The 20351-nt window shown below is 32.0% G+C and carries 14 protein-coding genes; all 14 read left to right on the top strand.

Annotation, left to right across the window (positions count from 1 at the left end):
* Window positions 1–10 precede the first annotated feature (10 nt).
* The 14 genes from RG22_RS03535 (at window position 11) to RG22_RS03470 (ending at window position 19834) form a co-directional block, all read left to right on the top strand.
* Window positions 11–1669 carry a RagB/SusD family nutrient uptake outer membrane protein gene (locus RG22_RS03535; RefSeq protein WP_034040932.1) on the top strand — a complete coding sequence of 553 codons (1659 nt, stop codon included), beginning with the start codon at window positions 11–13 and terminating at the stop codon, window positions 1667–1669.
* Window positions 1670–1706: 37 nt separating this feature from the next.
* On the top strand, window positions 1707–2654 hold the full coding sequence (locus tag RG22_RS03530; protein WP_034040930.1) for a DUF5017 domain-containing protein: 948 nt from the start codon (window positions 1707–1709) through the stop codon (window positions 2652–2654).
* A gap of 234 nt (window positions 2655–2888) precedes the next feature.
* Window positions 2889–3872 (top strand): T9SS type A sorting domain-containing protein, encoded by a 984-nt coding sequence (locus tag RG22_RS03525; RefSeq protein WP_034040928.1) that lies wholly within the window; start codon window positions 2889–2891, stop codon window positions 3870–3872.
* Between the two features lie 232 nt (window positions 3873–4104).
* Window positions 4105–5331, top strand: a complete 1227-nt coding sequence (locus RG22_RS03520) for a glycoside hydrolase family 88 protein (RefSeq protein ID WP_034040927.1) — start codon at window positions 4105–4107, stop codon at window positions 5329–5331.
* A gap of 66 nt (window positions 5332–5397) precedes the next feature.
* The gene (locus RG22_RS03515; protein WP_034040925.1) at window positions 5398–6843 is read left to right on the top strand and encodes a sulfatase family protein; all 1446 of its coding nucleotides are present in this window, start codon (window positions 5398–5400) and stop codon (window positions 6841–6843) included.
* A gap of 58 nt (window positions 6844–6901) precedes the next feature.
* Entirely contained in the window at window positions 6902–9499 is a 2598-nt protein-coding gene (locus tag RG22_RS03510; RefSeq protein WP_162183636.1) for an alkaline phosphatase D family protein, read from the top strand.
* Between the two features lie 56 nt (window positions 9500–9555).
* A complete protein-coding gene (locus tag RG22_RS03505; RefSeq protein WP_081997661.1) occupies window positions 9556–12627 on the top strand; it encodes a chondroitinase family polysaccharide lyase in 3072 nt (1023 codons plus the stop codon).
* A gap of 102 nt (window positions 12628–12729) precedes the next feature.
* Window positions 12730–14352, top strand: a complete 1623-nt coding sequence (locus tag RG22_RS03500; RefSeq protein WP_034040922.1) for a DUF4955 domain-containing protein — start codon at window positions 12730–12732, stop codon at window positions 14350–14352.
* 2 nt (window positions 14353–14354) lie between these two features.
* Window positions 14355–15815 (top strand): sulfatase family protein, encoded by a 1461-nt coding sequence (locus RG22_RS03495; protein WP_052143616.1) that lies wholly within the window; start codon window positions 14355–14357, stop codon window positions 15813–15815.
* Between the two features lie 9 nt (window positions 15816–15824).
* Window positions 15825–16505, top strand: coding sequence for a DUF6250 domain-containing protein (locus RG22_RS03490; protein ID WP_052143615.1), 681 nt, complete (start codon window positions 15825–15827; stop codon window positions 16503–16505).
* 16 nt (window positions 16506–16521) lie between these two features.
* The gene (locus RG22_RS03485; protein ID WP_034040919.1) at window positions 16522–16881 is read left to right on the top strand and encodes a hypothetical protein; all 360 of its coding nucleotides are present in this window, start codon (window positions 16522–16524) and stop codon (window positions 16879–16881) included.
* A gap of 201 nt (window positions 16882–17082) precedes the next feature.
* Entirely contained in the window at window positions 17083–18072 is a 990-nt protein-coding gene (locus tag RG22_RS03480; protein WP_034040917.1) for a TRAP transporter substrate-binding protein, read from the top strand.
* A gap of 2 nt (window positions 18073–18074) precedes the next feature.
* Window positions 18075–18539 (top strand): TRAP transporter small permease, encoded by a 465-nt coding sequence (locus RG22_RS03475; RefSeq protein ID WP_034040914.1) that lies wholly within the window; start codon window positions 18075–18077, stop codon window positions 18537–18539.
* Window positions 18539–19834, top strand: a complete 1296-nt coding sequence (locus RG22_RS03470; protein ID WP_034040911.1) for a TRAP transporter large permease — start codon at window positions 18539–18541, stop codon at window positions 19832–19834. Before RG22_RS03475 ends, RG22_RS03470 begins: the two co-directional genes overlap by 1 nt.
* Window positions 19835–20351 lie beyond the last annotated feature (517 nt).

The raw sequence follows: 20351 nt of genomic DNA, 5'->3' as shown, positions 1-20351 counted from the left end.
AAAATAGATCATGAAAATAAAATTCATAGTAATAACAATCCTTACCGCCTTTATACTACAAGGCTGTGACGATCAATTAGAAATATCACAAAATGACAATATCACCTCTGAAACCCTATACAATACACCAGCTGGTGCTTTAGCGGGGTTAGCAGGAGCATATAGTCGTGTGGTTTCAGTATATAGAGAAGCTGTAATTAATGCACAATATCCAACAAATTGGACAGATGAAGGCTTCTATAATAGAAAAGGAGCACGAGACATGCGTAAAAATAATTTTACTGCTTCAGAACCTATGTTAAGAGATATATGGGGCACATATTACGAAGGGATTTCTGCCACAAACACACTAATAGTTGGTCTTGAAAATTCATCTTTAGAAACCAGTGTGAAAGAAGAGTTTATAGCAGAAGGTCGTTTTTTAAGAGCGTATCTGTATTTTGATTTACAAAAAGCATTTGGTGGCGTTCAAGGAATACCAATGCCTTTAGAAGAAACTAACAAACAATTATTACCAAGAACAGCTGGTATTGATGTGTACAAACAAATTGTTGCAGATTTAGAATTTGCAGAACAGTATTTGCCTACTGCCGCAGAAGCTGTGGGAGGAAGAGCAAGTAAAAGTGCAGCTAGAGGTTTATTGGCTAGAGCGTATTTATACATGGCAAGTGCACCTTTTAATGAGTCTGGAGCTTATGAGAAAGCAAGAGATTGGAGTAAGAAAGTTATTGACGATTCATATCATGAATTAAACCCTAGTTATGCAGATATTTTTAATGAATTGGCAAGAGGTAACTATGAAACTAAGGAAACGTTATTTCAAATAGGGTTTTCATTTGCAGATTTAGACTCAAATCAATCCTCTAAAATAGGGTCAGCATTTGGAATAAGGTTTGATGATGAAGCATGTCCTAATGGAGCTGACGATTTAAAAGGTAAAGGTTTTGGATTAACTTATGCTACCATTACTTTGGTTTTAAAATACAGAGCAGATCCTGATGACGAAAGAGGCTTATGGAACACGCTTCCGTATTTTGGTCAAAGAAATAATAACTGTGAATTAGGGCTTATAAATAGTCAGTTTCAGTACCCAGCATCAAAATACCGTAGATATTTAGAGCCAAACACTACCAATACTAGTTATGGGTCTCATCATTGGCCAGTGGTACGCTTGTCTGAGATGTATTTAATATACGCAGAAGCAGTAAATAAAATAACACCAGGTTCTACAGATGCATTAAACGCTGTTAATAGTGTTAGAAATAGAGCGAAAGCTACACCTTTAACAGTGATTTCAGATGGCGCTATCCAAGAAGAGCGTTTATTGGAATTATGCTTTGAAGGACAGCGTAAATACGATTTGGTAAGATGGGGACTATTAGAGCAAAAAGTGAATGAAACGAAAACGACTATGGAAAACTTAGCTGCTGATCCTACTTTTACTAATGAAGATTGGACAACTTTTGGCACATTTGAATTAGATTCAAACGATATTCCAGTATTTGGTGATGTGCCTGTCAATAGCACTCCAAGAGTAAATACAATGAATCCGTCATTTGATTATTTTGATGGATATAATGATTTTAATCCAAGCAAACATTATATACTGCCAATTCCAGAACAAGAATTGGGTGTAAATACAAATTTAAAGCAAACCACGGGTTGGTAATAGGTAATAAGATATAATAATTATAAAAACATTCTAAATGAAAAAAACAGTTTATATATTAACAATGTTGCTTCTTGTAACCTTAGGATTTCAGAGTTGTGAAGACCTAGAAGAAGTCAATGCTCCAAATTTTGAAGTTACTTTTAATGCAACAGCCAAAGTAGGCGAACCTGTACAGTTTACAGTAAATAATGCGCCTAACTTTTTATATTTCTATGCTGGCGATTTTCAGCATCAATACAAATTTAGAGATAGAACCAATGCCGATGGTACGGTAACCATGTCCTTTTTAAACTCACAAAAATGGGGATTAGGCGCTAATGCTACAGGTAATTTATCTCTAGTTTATTCAAAAGATTATGATGGTAGTGGTACAGTTGAAGGCGTTAATAGTGCCACTTGGGTAGATATTTCTGACAGATTTAATATTTCTACATTGTATGATTTTACGTTACAAGAATCAGGCGTTGTTGATATTACAGATTTAGCCGATGGAAATTCTATTTATTTTGGATTTAAATATTTTTGTGATGTTACAGCTACTAGGCCATCAGAATGGTATATAGACGATTTGAATATCCAAATGGATGTGGCAGATGCACCAGCTCCACTCACGGTAGCTACAGAAAGTGATCCAGGTTTTAAAACTGTTGATGCACAAGGGGTAGTGTCTGGTTGGAATGCAAATAAATGGTATTGGGATAGTGGTAAAGGTACAAATGGATTATGGAGAATGAGAGGGCAAGTTAAAGTAGGTGGAGAATGGATAGTGAATGAAGATTGGTTAATTACTGGTGCTATTAACTTAACAAAAGTAAGTCCGGATAAAGGAGAGCCATTAAAAACGTATTCTGAAAAACTCAAAACTTTTGAGTACATCTATACAAAAGCAGGAACATATACCATAACATTTATTGGTAATAATGAAACCATACATGGGCAACAAGAAAAAGTACAAGAGTATACTATTACAGTAACTGATTAAATTAATAGTTTGTTTGAGTATCCCTAAAGATCTGTATTTTAATAATATAGATTTTTAGGGATTTTTATATAGAAACGAATATGTGTTTTATTAGAACAATTTATATTTTTTGTAATTGGTTAGTTAACACCCTTTTTTTGAACAAGTATCCCCTTTAAAAAACAATAAATCATTCTTAATTTTATGATATTCAAAACATTATACTAAATATTAACTTTAAAACAATTGACTATTATGAAAAAAATTACTTTAAAAATTATTTTACTAACCGCCATTAGTATGATGGGCATTAATTCCTATGCACAAACAATTGTATACTATGAGGATTTTAGGTATGCTACTACTGCTAGAGGTTTTACACAAGATATTGTATCAGATGGAGGGCATACTGCGGCTGGGAATATCTTAAATAGGGCAGGTGATGTGCCAGATTTAGCGGATAGTAATAATCTTTTTGATCCTTCAGTTGATAGGCCTGCAAATAGAATTCCAAATGGAAATGCTAATGAACAAAGATGTATTACTACGAGAGGAGATAATGGTACAACTAACTTTGCTGTTGATGCTTATGCAGTTTTTACAACTTTAGATTTAACAAGTGCTAATGCTCTTATAGAAGTTACAGACACTTATAAATATGCTACATTTTGGACAGAGAGAAGATATGGCGATGGTGATATAGCAACCATTACAATGATGGTTTCAATTGATTATGCTGGAGATGTTTCAACAGCTACTTGGAATGCGCTACCATTACATTCAGGAAAGTTTGGTGATAGTTCAGATGGAAGAAAGTATGTAAAAGGAGTAGTCGATCTTACGTCTTATGCTAATGGTGCAAACGGATCAACGGTTACTCTTGCTATGCGTTATCAAGGTAGTGCTAGTGCTTATAGTGGTTCTAATAGAAATGGTACTTTTTATATTTCAGATTTGCAGTTTATTGCTCAGCCTACAGTTTTGGGAACTAAAGATAACGTATTAGAAGAAGGTATTGCAACATATCCAAACCCAGCTAGTCAATTTTTAAATATAAAGAAATTAGATAATAGTATTAATATTAAGAATACTTCACTTTATAATGTAATTGGTAAAGAGGTATATAGATCTAACAATACAAATCCTATAGATGTTTCAAATTTTTCTAAAGGATTATATTTCCTAAAACTAGGATCCCTAAAAGGTGGCGTTTTAACAAAGAAAGTTATTGTAGAATAGTATAACAGGAACAATTTCATATTAAAGACCTCAACTGCTAAGTAAAATTAAGTTGAGGTTTTTAGTTTATTAGCTATTGCCTCTTAAATAAGGTTAAAATGAACAGATATAACCGCTTTAATGAACAATCATACCCACAACTTTTTTTATTATTTAAGCAATCTTTGTTACTGTGCTGCATACAATTAATAATTAGGAGGCACTTTTAATAATATAATTTAAAAATATATCCATGCGATTTAAAATACTTCTTTTAACCTGTCTCGTGAGTTTTGTAGGTTGTAAAAACTCAAATAAAGCTGATGAAACTACTGTCGTTTCTAAAAATAAAATTGAAATAGATTTACAAAAACAAATTGATGATTGCGAAAATCAATTAGAAATTGCAGTACCAAAATTAACTGATCTTACTAAACATCCTCGTTTAATAGATACAGATTCAACGGAATGGAAACAAGTGCCAAATGATAAATTAGTTTGGACTTCTGGTTTTTATCCAGGAATATTATGGTATGCATACGATATAACTGGAAATGAAAAATGGAAAAATGAAGCTATAAAACGTACAGAGGTTTTTGAAGATTTTAAAACAATAACAGAGCATCATGATATCGGTTTTATGATGTTTCCAGCTTATGGGAAAGGATACGAAATTGGAAATAAAGCAGCATATAAAGACATTCTATTAACATCAGCAAACTCACTAGCAAGTCGGTTTAACCTAAATGTTGGCACTATAAAATCTTGGTCTAACAAAATGCACCCACGTTGGAAACAGCATATTACTATTATAGATAATATGTTGAATTTAGAGTTGTTGTTTTGGGCAGCTAAAAATGGTAGTGATAAAGAGTTTTATGATATTGCGGTAAAACATGCTGAAACAACCATGAAAAAACATTTTAGAGATGATTATACGTCATGGCATGTTTTAGAATACGATTCTGTTAACGGTAATGTTTTAAACAGACACACAAAGCAAGGTTATGCAGACAATAGCAGGTGGTCTCGCGGGCAAGCATGGGGCGTTTATGGATATACCATGGTGTATAAAGAGACCAAAGACAAAAAGTTTTTAGATTTTGCCCAAAAAATAACAGATAAATACTTATCGTTACTTCCAGAAGATATGGTGCCTTGTTGGGATTTTGATATTCAGGACAATCCAAAAGAAGAAAAAGATGCCTCAGCAGCAGCAGTTGTAGCTTCTGCGTTATTAGATTTAAGTACCTTAGTAGAAAGTAAAGAAGATCAGAAAAAATATTTTAATGCTGCTATAAAAATGCTAAATTCGTTAGGCTCAGATAAATATTCCGCGGTTGGTAAAGCAGATTCTTTCTTATTACACTCTACTGGAGCTAAATCTTTAGGACATGAAATAGATGTGGCTTTAATTTATGCAGATTACTACTATATTGAAGCTTTATCGAGATTAAAAAAAATACAAGAAAAAAAATAAATTTTACGTTTACTATCAATGAATTATTTAAAGGGCCTTTTAATAATATGTGTATCAACACTATTTATGTCGTGTAACTCAAGTTCTCAAAAAATCAAAAATGAGAAACCTAATATATTATTTATTTTTCCAGATCAGTTTAGAAATGCTGCCGTTGGTATAAATAATCAAGATCCTGTGTATACACCCAATTTAGATCAATTAGGAAAAGAAGGTATGGTTATTTCTAATGCTATAAGCAATTATCCATTATGTAGCCCTTATCGTGGTATGCTAATGACGGGAAAATTACCTTATAATAATTCTGTATTAAGTAATAGTAATTCTAACCGTCATAAATACAATAATTCTTGGCAAAAAGAGGATGTTAGTATTTCTGATGTTTTAGTGAAAAATGGGTATGATGCTGGCTACGTTGGGAAATTGCATTTAACGTCTCCACCACCAATTCAAGGAAAAGATACCGTACTTTGGGATGCCTATCAACCAAAAGAATTACGACATGGTTTTAATTTTTGGTATGCTTACGGTACTTTCGATCAACATAATACACCCCATTATTGGATAAATAATGCCAAAGAAGAAGATATAACATATGTAAATGAATGGTCTCCAAAACACGAAGCTGATGTAATTATAGATTATATTAAAAATCCATTAGCAAAAACTAGAAGTGCCAATAAGCCTTTTGCACTATTTTGGTCTGTAAATCCACCACACCCACCTTATCAATATGTCCCAGAAAAATACTTAAAGTATTATAAAGACAAATCATTAGATGAATTATTGGTAAGAGATAATGTGGATTTGGACACCGATGCTGAGGATTTGTTATTCCATTCAGGAGCGACAAGAAAGCGAACACATTTAGCCCAAGAGCATGTAAGAAATCATTTTGCAATGGTTACTGGTGTTGATGAGCAAATTGGACGTGTTTTAAAAACATTAAAAGAAGAAGGTTTAGAAGAGAATACTATAGTTGTTATTACTTCAGATCATGGTGAAATGATGGGGAGTCACGGTTTAATGTCAAAAAATGTGTGGTTTGAAGAAGCTATAAATGTGCCTTTTATAATAAAGTGGCCAAAGAAAATTAGAGGCAATCAAAAAAATGATTTAATTGTTAGTGCCACAGATATTATGCCAACGCTTTTAAATTTGGTAGAAGCTACAGATGGTATTCCAACCAATTTAGATGGTAAAGATTTATCATCAATAATTTTAACAGATAAAGGCGATAAACCAACATCAGCATTATATTATTTCATTTTAGAGGGGCAACCAGAATCTGGTCACAGAGGTATAAGAACGCACAAGCATACGTATGTTATTACCATCGATAACAAAAATGTAGAGCGTAAGTTTTTGTATGACAATGAAAATGATTCGTATCAAAAAACAAACTTAATAGGTAAAGACGATGCCACAGAAAAAAGATTGCATTCAGAATTATTGAAAAATTTAGAAGAAAAAAAAGATCCTTGGTTAGAAAAGTATCAAAATTTAAAATAAGACTCATCTAATGAAATTAAGTATATTCTATATTTTTTATTTGTTAAAAGAGCAATTTATGACTGTTAAATTACCGCTTTTCATAGTGTTTTTATTACTAATAGTAAGTTGCGAAAATCAAGATAAACTTAGTGTTGATTTTAAAAGTGATTTTACAAACATAGCGTCCCGAACTTTTATTGGTCCTGAGTATTGGGCAAATCCTATGCAAGATTGGCAAGTAGCCAATAATAAAATGGAATGTTTAGTAAGTAATGAAAATAGAAATATACATTTACTAACAAGACAACTTTCTGAGAAAAAAGGTGATTTAGAAATGAAGGTTCGTTTGGGGTTTTTTAACGATGAAGTTTCAAACCTAAATAAAAATTGGGCTGGTTTTAGTATAGGTTCAAAAGGGCAGTTTAACGATTATAGAGATAACGCCGTTTTTGGTAAAGGTATAAATATTGGTGTTTGTACTAACGGAGCGTTGTTTATTGGCGAGCCAAGTCCAAATCAAAAAAATGCTGCTGTTATAAATGCCTTAAATAAAGGAATTGATGTAAAAATTTTGGTAAGTTTTAATCAAAATAAATATACCATAGATTTTTCTGTGATTGATATTGAAACTGGAAAAACATTAAGTCATATTTCTAAAACAGATATTTCTCCGGAGCAACTTACTGGCGATTTAGTTTTGGTAAGTAATTTTGAGAATAAAAATGGGGGAGAAATCATCAATAAAAAAAGTGTTTGGTTTCAAGATTGGGAAATAAAGGGAAGTAAAATAACAAAACATGATGACCGGTCTTTTGGTCCAATTATGTTTTCTCAATACACTTTAAGTCGCGATATTTTAAAAATAACAGCGCAAATGGCACCAGATGATAATGCTGATAAGAACGTTGAATTTCAAATTGAAGAAAATAATACTTGGAAAACCATTTCTAAATCTCTAATAGATGTCGAAGCACGTACTGCTAGATTCAAATTAGAAAATTGGGATGATTCTAAATCACACAATTACAGATTAGCATACACTTTAAACGAAGCAAATAATAAAACCAAAACATATTATTGGGAAGGTGTTATTCAAAAAAACCCAAAAGATAAAACTAATCTTGTGATTGCAGGTTTTACAGGAAACAACGATTTAGGTTTCCCAAATAACGATATTGTAAGTCAAGTAAAATATCAAAACCCAGATGTATTATTCTTTTCTGGCGACCAGATTTACGAACCTGTAGGTGGCTACGGCATCCAACGAGAACCTTTTAACATAGCCACTTTAGATTATTTACGAAAGTGGTACATGTACGGTTGGGCATATAGAGACTTATTAAAAAATACTCCTGCAGTTGTAATTACAGACGACCACGATGTATATATGGGTAATATTTGGGGAGAAAACGGAAAAGCCTCTCAGAAAGGCGGAACAAGAACAGAAATTCAAGATAGTGGTGGTTATAGAATGCCTCCAGAATGGGTAAATATGGTAGAGCGAACGCAAACGAGCCACTTACCAGATCCGTATGATGCAACTCCCGTTGAAAGAGGTATAGGCGTATATTACACACAAATGAATTATGGGAACGTAAGTTTTGCCATTATTGAAGATAGAAAGTTTAAATCGGCACCAAAAACATTATTGCCAGAAGCAGAAATTGTAAACGGTTGGCCTCAAAATAAAACCTATAATATTAAAAATGCAGATGTGCCATCAGCAAAGCTATTAGGAGAAAGACAATTAAAGTTTTTAAATGAATGGTCTTCAGATTGGAGCTATGGTGCAGAAATGAAAGTGCTATTATCACAAACCATTTTTGCAAACGTAGCCACTTTACCAGAAGAAGCCATGACAGATGCTGTTGTACCAACTTTAAGGATATTAAATGCTGGCGAATACCCAGAAAACGATATGCCAGTAACCGATATGGATTCTAACGGTTGGCCGCAAACTGGACGAGATAATGGTATTAAAGCCATTCGCAAAGGGTTTACATTTCATTTAGCTGGCGATCAGCATTTAGGAAGCACCATTCAATATGGTGTTGATAATTTTAATGATAGTGGCTATGCGTTTTGTGTACCATCAATTTCTAATTATTGGCCTCGTAGATGGTATCCTATGTTTGAAGGAAAAAATAGAAAAGCAGGTTTCCCTAAATATACAGGACAATTTGAAGATGGTTTTACAAATAAAATAACTGTTGAAGCTATTTCAAATCCGTTGTATACAAACAAGCAACCATCAGAATTACACGATAGAGCCGCTGGTTATGGTATCGTTCGCTTTAATAAAAATGAAAGAACTATTAAAATGGAATGTTGGCCTCGTGGTGCAAATCCAGAAAAAGGCGATTCAGAACAATATATGGGTTGGCCAATAACCATTAACCAAACGGATAATTTTGGTGCAGCATGGAACACAATATTACCAGAAATTAAGGTAAAAGGATTAACTAATCCTGTAGTGCAGGTTATTGATGAAGCTAGTAAAAATGTACTTTACACCATTAGAATAAAAGGGGATACGTTTATACCGAAAGTTCCAAAATATGGTAGTTTTACTGTAACAGTTTCAGAGCCGGATAAAAATGTTAGCAAACAACAGCAACATATAAATACCTCAAAAAATAATAGCAACACGTTAGTTTTCGATTTTACTAAATAAACGGCAAGAGATTTGTCAAATTTATTACAATACGATTAGTCTAAACTTTTTTAAACATGAATATATTAATTTCCTTATCGAATAAAATTAAGATGCTTTCAGTTTTTGCAATCTTAATTTGTACAATTAGTTATTCTCAAAACAATAAAATGCCAGCAGTAGCATCTTTTGAAAAAGATGCTGTTTTAAATGAATATAAAACAACAAATAGTAGCTTATCTACGAGCGAAAACCATTTTAAATTTGGAAATAAATCGTTACAATGGACTTGGACAGATGAAGCCTCTTTTGGTACCTCAAATTTTAAATTCTTAACACAAGACGAAAGCCCTTTAGCATACGGCGATCATTTTCCGGCAAGCCCAACGTTGCAAATGGCTATTTATAATGAGATTCCTCAAAATGGAAGCATTACAGTTTCTTATGAAAAAGATGATAAAAAAGAAGTTTGGTTTGATATTACATTAAACTTTAAAGGTTGGCGTACTATTTGGGTGCCTTTCTACGAAATGCAAGGAAACGCACCAAAAAAAGGAGCTGCTGTTGATTATAATTATTTCAAAATTTCAACAACATCAAAAAGCGGAACTTTATTTTTTGATGATATTATTTTTTCTCAATATCAAGATGACAGACATCAATATCCAGATGAAATTGTACCCTTCATAAAATCAAATTTGAATTTAAGCGATGACCATTGGATGCCATTAATCAGTAATTATAATCGCATTAAAAATTTAGAAGCTAAACCAATTTCTATGGCTGTGAGACTAGATTTAAAAAAGTTTGAACAGCTTATAGATGCCGATTTAACCATAGCAAAAAAATACAAAGTGTACATAAACTCACTTAGAGATATGTATGCCGAATTACGTTTGAATGATAACGGAAAAACAGTTACAGGACCGCCATTAACATTTAAAAGAGAGCAATCGTATTATGATAAAAATCAACAAGGCGCTGATAAATTTAACGATGTTCAAAGCCTGGGAAAAGTATTAAAAAAACTAGCAAATTTTTACGATAGAGCAAACCTATCAGAAAAGGCAGAAATAGAAAACATGTTTCTTTCAGGAACAAAATATTTTTTAGATCAAGGTTGGCAAGCAGGTTCAAATGGCGGTACAAGACATCATATTGGATATAATGTTCGAGAAATCACCGAAGCTTTTTTTGTGATGCGTCAATTATTGTATAACGAAGGTTTATTACAAGAGGTTGGCAGTAGCTTGCATTGGTTGTTTAATTTAGGAATGTTGCTAGATGATGAGAGTGAATTCCATGTAAATATTGATTATTTAAACACACAATCATATTATCATTTAATGCTCATTTTTTTATTAGAATCTCAAGAAAAGCAAGCCGCATTATTAAGTGCATATTCAAAATATATGTCTATTACTTTGGCACAACAAAATGAAGAATGGGGATTTAAAGTAGATGGTACATCGTGGCATCATAACGGGCATTATCCAGCTTATGGTATTGGTGCTTTTCAAACCGTTCCAAAAGTTATAAGAACTTTGGCAAGAACAAGATTTAGGTTACGAACCGAAGGACACGAAAACTTTAAAAAGGCATTTTTGGCATCTAGAATTTATAGTCAGAAATTTGATTGGGGTTTTGGTAATGCAGGTCGGCATCCATTAGAGGGCAATGGCATAAAATCTTTAAAAGAAGAATTTTTATTAATGGCGTATGCAGGAAGTCCAGATGGGAAATCTGAAATAGATAAAGATGTCGCAGCTGCATATTTAAGACTTTGGGGTAAAGATGATATATTAAACACGTCTTTATTTACGGAAGTAAATGATATTAATAAAGAACGATTATCTGGTTTTTATACCTTTCCTTATGCGGCAACTGCTGTTAAAAGAGACAATGATTGGGCAGCAATTATTAAAGGTTACAGTAAATATGTTTGGGCTTCAGAAATTTACGTTGCTTCTAATAGATATGGAAGATATCCAGCAAACGGAACCATACAATTATTAAACAATAAAGGCGAAAAGGGAAGCGGTTTTAGGCAAGAAGGTTGGGATTGGAATCGTTATCCAGGAGCAACCATTATTTATTTGCCATTAGAAGAATTAGAAGCGAAAATGCCATTAATTATGTTTCGGTCTAATGAGTTTTTTGCTGGAACTGCAACGTTAGATAATAACGGTATTTTTGGAATGATTTTAAATGAAGGTAAAGGCTCAAATGCAGATGGACCAGAAACCAAAGTTGGTTTCCCTGGAAAATTAAAAGCTAAAAAATCGGTGTTTTCTTTTGGTGATAAACTCATTTGTATCGGTACAGGCATTTCAAGTATTGACGAAAAAAATCCAACGCAAACCAATCTGTTTCAAACTTTTTTGCAAGACAATAAAGATCCCATCTACATACCATCAAAAAAAATAACAAAATTTCCTATTAAAAGCGAATTAGCTGAAAACGCTGAAACAAAAAACTGGATTATAGATCCTTACGGAAATGCGTATCATATGTTATCGAATCATGCCATTAATTTCAAAAAGGAAAAACAAAATTCGTATCACAATAAATACTCTGTAAATACAGGAAAAATGAATCCTAAAGGAAAAGGTGTGAAAGAAACCGAAGGTAATTATGCTTCGGCATGGATTAATCATGGTTTAGCTCCTAAAAACAGTAATTATCAGTATGTTATTTATCCTTTTAACAATGAAGCAGAAATAAATAATTTTAGTAAACGCATAAAAAATGATAAATCTTACGCCATTTTACGTGCAGATAGTGTGGCTCATATTGCAAAAGATTTAAAAAGAAATACTACTGGTTATGTTATTTTTGAAGCTAATAACAATTTAGAAAATGGTATTTTAAAAACAGTTTCTAAATCAGCTTTAATAATGGCTAAAGAAGATGGAGCACAAAAAGTGACGTTAAGTGTTGTGCAGCCTGATTTAAATTTTCCTGAATATCAAAAAGGGAAATTCAGAAATTATAGTCAGTCTGTAAAATTTACAATTACAGTAAATGGAAAATGGACAACTTCAATTTCGGATAAAGTACTTGCTGTTGATAATTCTAAAGATGAAACTATTATTAGTTTAGAATTAAAAGATGGTATGTCACATGAAATTATATTGATGAAGCTGTAGAATTTGATTTTATTGTCTCCTCGAGCGCAGTCGAGAGGTAAATAAACTTAAGAACTAATAAAATAAGTCTCGACTGCGCTCGACCAGACATTTCGAATTACTATGCTATTAAGATTTTCAAAATATCATTTTCTATTTATTTTTTGTTTCCTAATATTTAATACTTTCGGACAAGAAAAAGCAAAAATTTGGAAAAAATTTACAAGTGAAATTTCAAATCTTGAAATACCAACGCTTTTTGATTATTCGTATGCAGGTTATCAATTAGGAGAAGTAGGAATTCCTGAAAAGTTCAAACATTTAAAAATTTTTAACATAGTTCATTTTGGAGCTATTCCTAATGATTCCATTTCAGATCAAGACGCAATTCAGGCTACAATAAACGCTGCTGAAAAGAATAAAGGCGGCATTGTGTTTTTTCCAAAAGGAGAATTCTTAGTAAATGTAAGACCTAAAAGAACAAATCCGATTACTGTAACGTCTTCTAATATTATTTTAAAAGGAAGTGGTTTGGGTAAAAATGGAACAGTAATTAACATGAAAAGCCACATGTTGCAAAGAACTCCTGACGAACCAGAATGGAAAGTGAGTTATATGTTCAATTTTATCTCTAAAGTAGAAGTAAAAGAAAAAACAAACATCATAAAAAATGCTAAAGAAGGCGATTTTGTAATTGAAGTAGAAAACGCAAATTTATTTAAAGATATTAAATACCTTCAATTAGAAATGCCTTATAATTTGGATGCAGTCAAAGAAGCTTTAGATGGTAAAAATCCACGTCCGCATTGGGAAAAGGTAATCGAAAAAGGTGTAACATTTATTGAAAACCATGAGATAAAAAGTATTTCTGGAAATAAGATTACGCTAAAAGATCCTTTAGTAAATTCTATAAATATTAATTATACTTGGCAAGTAAAACCCTTTTATCCTTTAGAAAGTGTTGGTGTAGAGGATATCTTTTTTAAGGCAAACTTTAATGACACTTTTGTACACCATAAAGATTTTTTGCACGATAATGCTTGGTCTATAATTGCAATGCAAAGTGTAGCAAATTCTTGGGTGAGACGATGTAGATTTAGTAATATTACAGGTGCAGTTTCTATAAATAATAGCTATGCTTCTTCTGTTTTAATGTTGTTAATTGAAGGTAACAGCGGGCACAAATTAACTAACGTGACACAATCTAACAGAGTTTTAACAGGCTTAATTAACGATGCTACAAATTACGGTCAGTTTCACGGAGCAGCCATGTCTCATAAAACTTCTGGCTCAGTCATTTGGCGTGTACAAACACCAAAACAAGGTTGGGATTCGCATGCTGATATTCCTAAAAATAATTTGGTCGATTTATATGAAGCTGCAAAAATGACTAATCATGGAGGGTTTTATAAAAATGAGCCACATCATTTAAAAGGATTAACACTTTGGAACTATAAGCGAGTAGGCGACACGGTTTCTGATTATAATTTTTGGAGCCTTTCAGGTAAAGGAATATATTGGGGTTTTTCTGTGGTAAACCCCATAATTGTTGGCTTACATGGTTCTAAAACAACGTTTAATGAAGCTAATATTGGTTATTTAGAAAGTTTAGGAAACAAAGTATTACCAGAATCTTTGTACGAAGCGCAATTAAAACACCGTTTGGGAAAAACTCCAAAATGGATTTGTAAAAGCTTAAAAGAATGGCGTAAAATGAAGCAGAAGTGGTTGCATAACAAACTGTAATTATGAGGCAAAATAGAATAATATCATTTTTATTTTTAATTGGTATTTTGATATCATCTTGTAAGCAAAGTGATAAGAAATTAAAAATTGAAAAAGATGTTATTTCAAATCAAAACCAACCCAACATTGTTTTGATTATGACAGATCAACATCAAGCCGAAGCTTTAAGTATTGCAGGAAACTTAAATCTAAGCACGCCAAATTTAGATAAGTTGGCAAAAACAGGCGTCCGTTTTAATAATGCCTATGTTACATTTCCGTTGTGTACACCTTCGCGCTCTAGTATGTTTACTGGCAAAATGCCTCATAATTTAGGCGTAAACTCCAACGAAAAAGACGATAAAAAGATGCAGTCCAAAGACAAGCAAAGAGGACTGGGTCATGTTTTAAAACAAGCTGGTTATGATTGCGCCTACGGCGGAAAATGGCACGCCCACGAAGCCACAATGGTTGAAGGTAATGGTTTTGAAAAAATAGCAGATTTTGGAGATATTCCATTAGCAGAAAAGGCGATTAACTATTTAAAATCAAGACAAGATAAAACACAACCTTTCTTTTTAGTAGCATCTTTTGATAATCCGCATAACATCTGTGAATGGGCAAGAAACCAACCTTTGCCTTATGGAAATATTCCATCAGTTCCTTTAAACGAAACACCAGAATTACCAGTTAATTTTAAAAAATCTGAAACCTTTCCTGAAGCTTTGCAAATAGAGCAAAACGCTTCTGTAAAAGTATATCCTACTAAAAATTATACCGAAGAAGATTGGCGTCAATACCGATATGCTTATTACAGATTAGTTGAAAAGGTAGATAAAGAAATAGGTAAGATTATTGATGCTATTGATAGTTTAGGTTTACGAGAAAATACGGTTGTTATTTTTACTAGCGACCATGGCGATGGGAATGCATCACATGGATGGAATCAAAAAACAGCTCTGTTTCAAGAAAGTATAAGAGTGCCTTTTATTATCAATTATAAAAATAAAAATACTTCCGAAGAAATAATAAATACGACTTTAATTTCTAATGGATTAGATTTATATCCAACAATTTTGGACTATGCAGGAATTTCTATTTCTGATGAACTTTTAGGCAAAAGTATTAAACGACTTATTGAAGATAAAAAGAACTATAAAAACCACGATTATATTGTGGTTGAAACCAAATTTGAAGGTAAGGAAGCACACGGAACTCTAGGAAGAGCATTAATAAGTAAACGTTACAAATACGTCATTTATAATTGGGGCAAACATAGAGAACAGCTTTTTGATTTAGAAAATGATCCGTATGAAATAAATAATCTTATTAATTATGAAGAATATTTGCAAAATATTAACGAATTTCGTCTTAAATTAATCAATTGGTGCAAACAAACTAATGATAAAAAGTTTTTAAAAAATGCTAAATTACCGAGTAATAGCACCATGCAATCAAATGAATTGTTCGATATACCCTATTAAATAGTTTTCATGAATTTGTTTCGCATTACATTATTTATATTTTTTATATCGTTAAGTAGCTGTGCTCCAAAATGGGTTATTTATAAAGATGCTTTGAATGACTCGAAAAACTGGATTGTTGAACAACAGCCTCACGGAAAAGCAGTATTTAAAAATAATCTTTTAGAAGTTATTGATGCTAAAGGCTGCACTATATGGTTTCAAAATAAGCTAAAAGGTCATATAAAAATTGAATATGATATTACCGTTGTAGATGAAGGAGGTATGTACGATAGAGTCTCCGATATGAATTGCTTTTGGATGGCAAACGATCCTAAAAATCCAGATAACTTTTTTGAAGACTCGAAAAATCGTGATGGTTATTTTCCTAATTACCACCATTTAAAATTGTATTATGTAGGCTATGGTGGACATCATAATACCAAAACAAGATTTAGAAGATACAATGGAAATATTGAACGACCATTGTTATCAGCACACGATTTATCTGACAAAAAGTTTATGATTACTGCTAATAAAAAAATGCAAATTGAGATAGTTGTAAAAGATAATTACACAAGTTATTCTAGAGATGGAGAAATTATATTTGAAATTAACGATCCTGCGCCTTATACAAACGGATATTTTGGATTTAGGACAGTAAATAACCATATGATAATTGAAAATTTTAAAGTTAGTCGGTTAAAATAAATTCCCAAAAATTTTAATGAAAAAATCAAACTTAAAATTAATTGAATGGACTTTAAGAATAGGTGTTTTTATGACCTTTTTAGGTCATGGTATTTTTGCTATTCAAGGTAATCCTAATTGGATAAAATATTTAGAAACGGTTTATATTCCAACAGAAATAGCTCAAAGTTTAATCACTTATATTGGTTGCTTAGATATTGTCGTTGCAATATTTGTTTTACTAAAACCTTATAAGCAAATCGTAATTTGGGCAATTTTTTGGTGCTTTTTAACAGCTTTAATTCGTCCAATATCAGGAGAATCTATTTGGGCTTTTATAGAACGAGGAGCTAATTTTATGGCGCCTTTAGCACTTTACTATATTATTAAAGAATAGTTTATAAAATTAATTTTTAACAGCATTACTGACAAGCTAGTTATTAATGAACTTAAAAATCTGGTATAAATAACATACAAATACAATCGATTGTATTTGTATGTTATTTTTTATATATTTACCATAATTAAAGAGAGTTAATTTTAAATTCACTTTAATAAGTTATAAAAATGATTACAAGACTGTTATACCAATAAGTTAATGTATATAAAAAAAAAATTATTTTCGGCATTCATTTTCTCTTTTCTAATTTTATCTTTCAATTCCTGTGAAACGTTACAAAAAGGAAAAACAATAAAATTAGCTCATGGATTGGATATGAGCCACCCTGTGCATAAAGCTATGGAGCTTATGGGTGAAGAACTCGAAAAAAACTCTGAAGGAAAATTAAAATTAGAAATATACCCAAATCAACAACTAGGGTCAGAGCGACAATGTTTGGAATTACTACAAATAGGCAGTTTAGATATGACCAAAGTATCTGCTGCTGTTATGGAAAATTTTTCACCAAATATGAAAGTGTTTGGTTTGCCTTTTTTATTTAAAGATCGCTCACATATATTTAATGTTTTAGATGGTAATATTGGTAAAGAGTTGTTGGATGGTGGACAAAAATATTGGCTAAAAGGTTTAGGATATTACGATGCTGGAAGTAGAAGTTTTTATACTAAAGAAAAACCAATAGAAACACCAAAAGATCTTGAAGGTTTAAAAATAAGAGTTATGGAAAGTGCTACTGCCATGAATATGGTAAGCAGTCTTGGTGGTTCGCCAACACCAATTTCTTCTGGAGAGTTATATACAGCATTGCAGCAAGGCGTTGTTGATGGTGCAGAAAATAATCCTCCAACGTTTTATCTGTCTAGGCACTATGAAGTCTGCAAATATTTTGCTTTAGATGAACATACAACTATTCCAGATGTGCTAATTATAAGTACTCACTTATGGGAGAGTTTATCTAATGATGAACAATCTTGGTTGCAAAAAGCTGTGGATACCTCAGTAAAATATCAAAGAGAATTATGGGCTAAGTCGGAATTTGAGGCATTAGAGGCTGTTAAAAAAGCTGGAGTCGAAGTTGTAAAACCAGATAAATCATTATTTAAAGACAAAGTAGAATCTGTATATGAATCCTATAAAGATGATGCACAAATATATAGTCTTATTAAAAGGATTCAAGAAAGTCAATAGCTATGGAATTAAGAAAAAGAGTAGATTGCATTTTAGGGATGGTACTTGCTATTATTATGGCAGTTATGGTAGTTAACGTGCTGTGGCAAGTATTTACCAGATTTGTAGTGGGTAGTCCTAGTTCATTTACTGATGAGTTAGCACGTTATCTTATGATTTGGGTTGGTGTATTAGGAGCAGCTTATATTTCTGGGCGACGCATGCATGTGGCCATCGATTTATTACCTGCAAAACTAAATAAAGAAGGTCAAATAAAATTAAAGATATTCATTAATTGGATAATTATTGTGTTTTGTTTTTTCGCATTAATAGTTGGCGGACTGCGTCTAGTATATATTACATTTACTTTGGGACAGTATTCACCAGCCTTACAAATACCCTTGGCGGTGGTGTATTTAGTTATTCCTATAAGTGGTATTTTAATTATTTATTACAAACTTTCTGATATTATTAATAAGCAATTATAATGGAATATTTACCTATACTCGTTTTAGTACTTAGTTTTATTGGTTTATTGCTAATTGGTGTTCCAGTTGCATGGAGTATTGCAATTTCATCGTTGTTAACTATGATGACAAGTATTTCAATGCTTCCAGCACTTACAACAGTGTCTCAACGTATGGCGACAGGCTTAGACAGTTTTGCTTTATTGGCTATTCCGTTTTTTGTTCTCTCTGGACAACTCATGAACAAAGGAGGTATAGCACATCGTTTAATCGATTTTGCTAAAACTTTAGTTGGTTCACTTCCTGGGGGATTAGCTTTAATTAATGTAATAGCTGCTATGTTAATGGGTGCTATTGCAGGTTCTGCCATGGCATCAGCATCGGCTATGGGAAGTATTTTAGGTCCAGAAATGGAAAAAGAAGGCTATTCAAAAGAATTTGGAGCTGCAGTAAATATAACATCATCAACCACAGGATTAATTATCCCACCCAGTAATGTGCTTATTGTATATTCATTAGCAAGTGGAGGCGTATCCATTGCTGCGTTATTTTTAGCGGGATATATTCCAGGTATTATTACTGGACTATTTCTTATGATAGTTGCATCTTTTTGGGCAAAAAAGAAAGGTTATAAAGTAGGTAAAAGAAGTACTTTAAAGGAAGTAGTAAGAACTTTTGTAAGAGCATTTCCTAGTTTAATGTTATTAGTAGTAGTTATTGGTGGCATTGTTGTTGGCATTTTTACAGCTACAGAAGCTTCAGCAATAGCCGTCTTATATACGCTAATTTTAGGGTTTATTTATAAAGAAATAAGATATAAAGACCTACCGCAAATATTATTAGACTCTTGTGGTACAACAGCTATTGTAATGCTTTTAATTGGTGCATCAATGAGTATGTCTTGGGTGATGTCTTACGAGAATATTCCTCAAAGTATTAGTTCGGTATTATTAACGGTAAGCGATAACCCCGTTATTATTCTTTTGATTATCAATTTAATATTATTGTTTGTCGGCATTTTTATGGACATGACACCAGCAGTATTAATTTTCACCCCAATATTTTTGCCAATTATAGTAGAATTAGGGATGGATCCTATTCAGTTTGGAATTATAATGGTTATGAATTTAAGTATAGGTCTATGTACACCTCCTGTAGGTTCAGTACTATTTGTAGGCGTAGGGATTGCAAATACCACGATAGAAAAAGTTATAAAACCATTATTGCCGCTATTTATAGCAATGATAGTAGCACTATTTTTAGTAACCTATTTTTCAGAATTGAGTTTATGGCTACCAAGTTTATTTGATTTGTAAAATCTCTTATTTGTAAATTAAGGATACACAGTTTATGTTTTGTAACATAGTAGAGTACCTAATAATTAAGAAGGATGTTTAAATACTTTAAAATTATATATGATTCTTCAGTTGTTTTTAAACACACACACACGTACTAGATAATTTACTTTTTTGATACTAATAATAGATGACAATTGAAATTGGTTAAAATGAAAAGGCTGAAAGTCTTAATCTTCAGATTCTTTTAATAATTTTGAAATGGTTTTTGTGACCAGTCTGAGTTTGGATTTATGACCCGAATATGAGTATTTATAGGTTGTCTACTAATTTTTACATTTATTGTTGACGAATTGTAAACCTTGAGATTATACCTAAATATGTCAAATTAACTTTCGTTGTACAATTTTAATGAAAACTACGAAAGAATTTTATTCTTCAAGAATTAGCTCACACTTTTAAATTGTCTCATTCTTAATTCTTCTAAAAATGTTCAAATTAAAAACACAATCCTAATTTAATAGATTATTTTATACAC

Origin of the sequence: Wocania ichthyoenteri Th78, assembly GCF_000789235.1 — a bacterium.
In the GTDB taxonomy this organism is placed as follows: domain Bacteria; phylum Bacteroidota; class Bacteroidia; order Flavobacteriales; family Flavobacteriaceae; genus Wocania_A; species Wocania_A ichthyoenteri.
This window is presented reverse-complemented; position numbering and strand designations above follow the sequence as displayed.

What these genes read in the sequence shown, in the direction of transcription:
- RG22_RS03470 (WP_034040911.1), top strand. Translation starts at nt 18,539, where the DNA reads ATGGAATATTTACCTATACTCGTTTTAGTACTTAGTTTTATTGGTTTA.
- RG22_RS03490 (WP_052143615.1), top strand. Translation starts at nt 15,825, where the DNA reads ATGAATTTGTTTCGCATTACATTATTTATATTTTTTATATCGTTAAGT.
- RG22_RS03530 (WP_034040930.1), top strand. Translation starts at nt 1,707, where the DNA reads ATGAAAAAAACAGTTTATATATTAACAATGTTGCTTCTTGTAACCTTA.
- RG22_RS03510 (WP_162183636.1), top strand. Translation starts at nt 6,902, where the DNA reads ATGACTGTTAAATTACCGCTTTTCATAGTGTTTTTATTACTAATAGTA.
- RG22_RS03515 (WP_034040925.1), top strand. Translation starts at nt 5,398, where the DNA reads ATGTCGTGTAACTCAAGTTCTCAAAAAATCAAAAATGAGAAACCTAAT.
- RG22_RS03535 (WP_034040932.1), top strand. Translation starts at nt 11, where the DNA reads ATGAAAATAAAATTCATAGTAATAACAATCCTTACCGCCTTTATACTA.
- RG22_RS03500 (WP_034040922.1), top strand. Translation starts at nt 12,730, where the DNA reads ATGCTATTAAGATTTTCAAAATATCATTTTCTATTTATTTTTTGTTTC.
- RG22_RS03485 (WP_034040919.1), top strand. Translation starts at nt 16,522, where the DNA reads ATGAAAAAATCAAACTTAAAATTAATTGAATGGACTTTAAGAATAGGT.
- RG22_RS03495 (WP_052143616.1), top strand. Translation starts at nt 14,355, where the DNA reads ATGAGGCAAAATAGAATAATATCATTTTTATTTTTAATTGGTATTTTG.
- RG22_RS03520 (WP_034040927.1), top strand. Translation starts at nt 4,105, where the DNA reads ATGCGATTTAAAATACTTCTTTTAACCTGTCTCGTGAGTTTTGTAGGT.
- RG22_RS03525 (WP_034040928.1), top strand. Translation starts at nt 2,889, where the DNA reads ATGAAAAAAATTACTTTAAAAATTATTTTACTAACCGCCATTAGTATG.
- RG22_RS03480 (WP_034040917.1), top strand. Translation starts at nt 17,083, where the DNA reads ATGTATATAAAAAAAAAATTATTTTCGGCATTCATTTTCTCTTTTCTA.
- RG22_RS03505 (WP_081997661.1), top strand. Translation starts at nt 9,556, where the DNA reads ATGAATATATTAATTTCCTTATCGAATAAAATTAAGATGCTTTCAGTT.
- RG22_RS03475 (WP_034040914.1), top strand. Translation starts at nt 18,075, where the DNA reads ATGGAATTAAGAAAAAGAGTAGATTGCATTTTAGGGATGGTACTTGCT.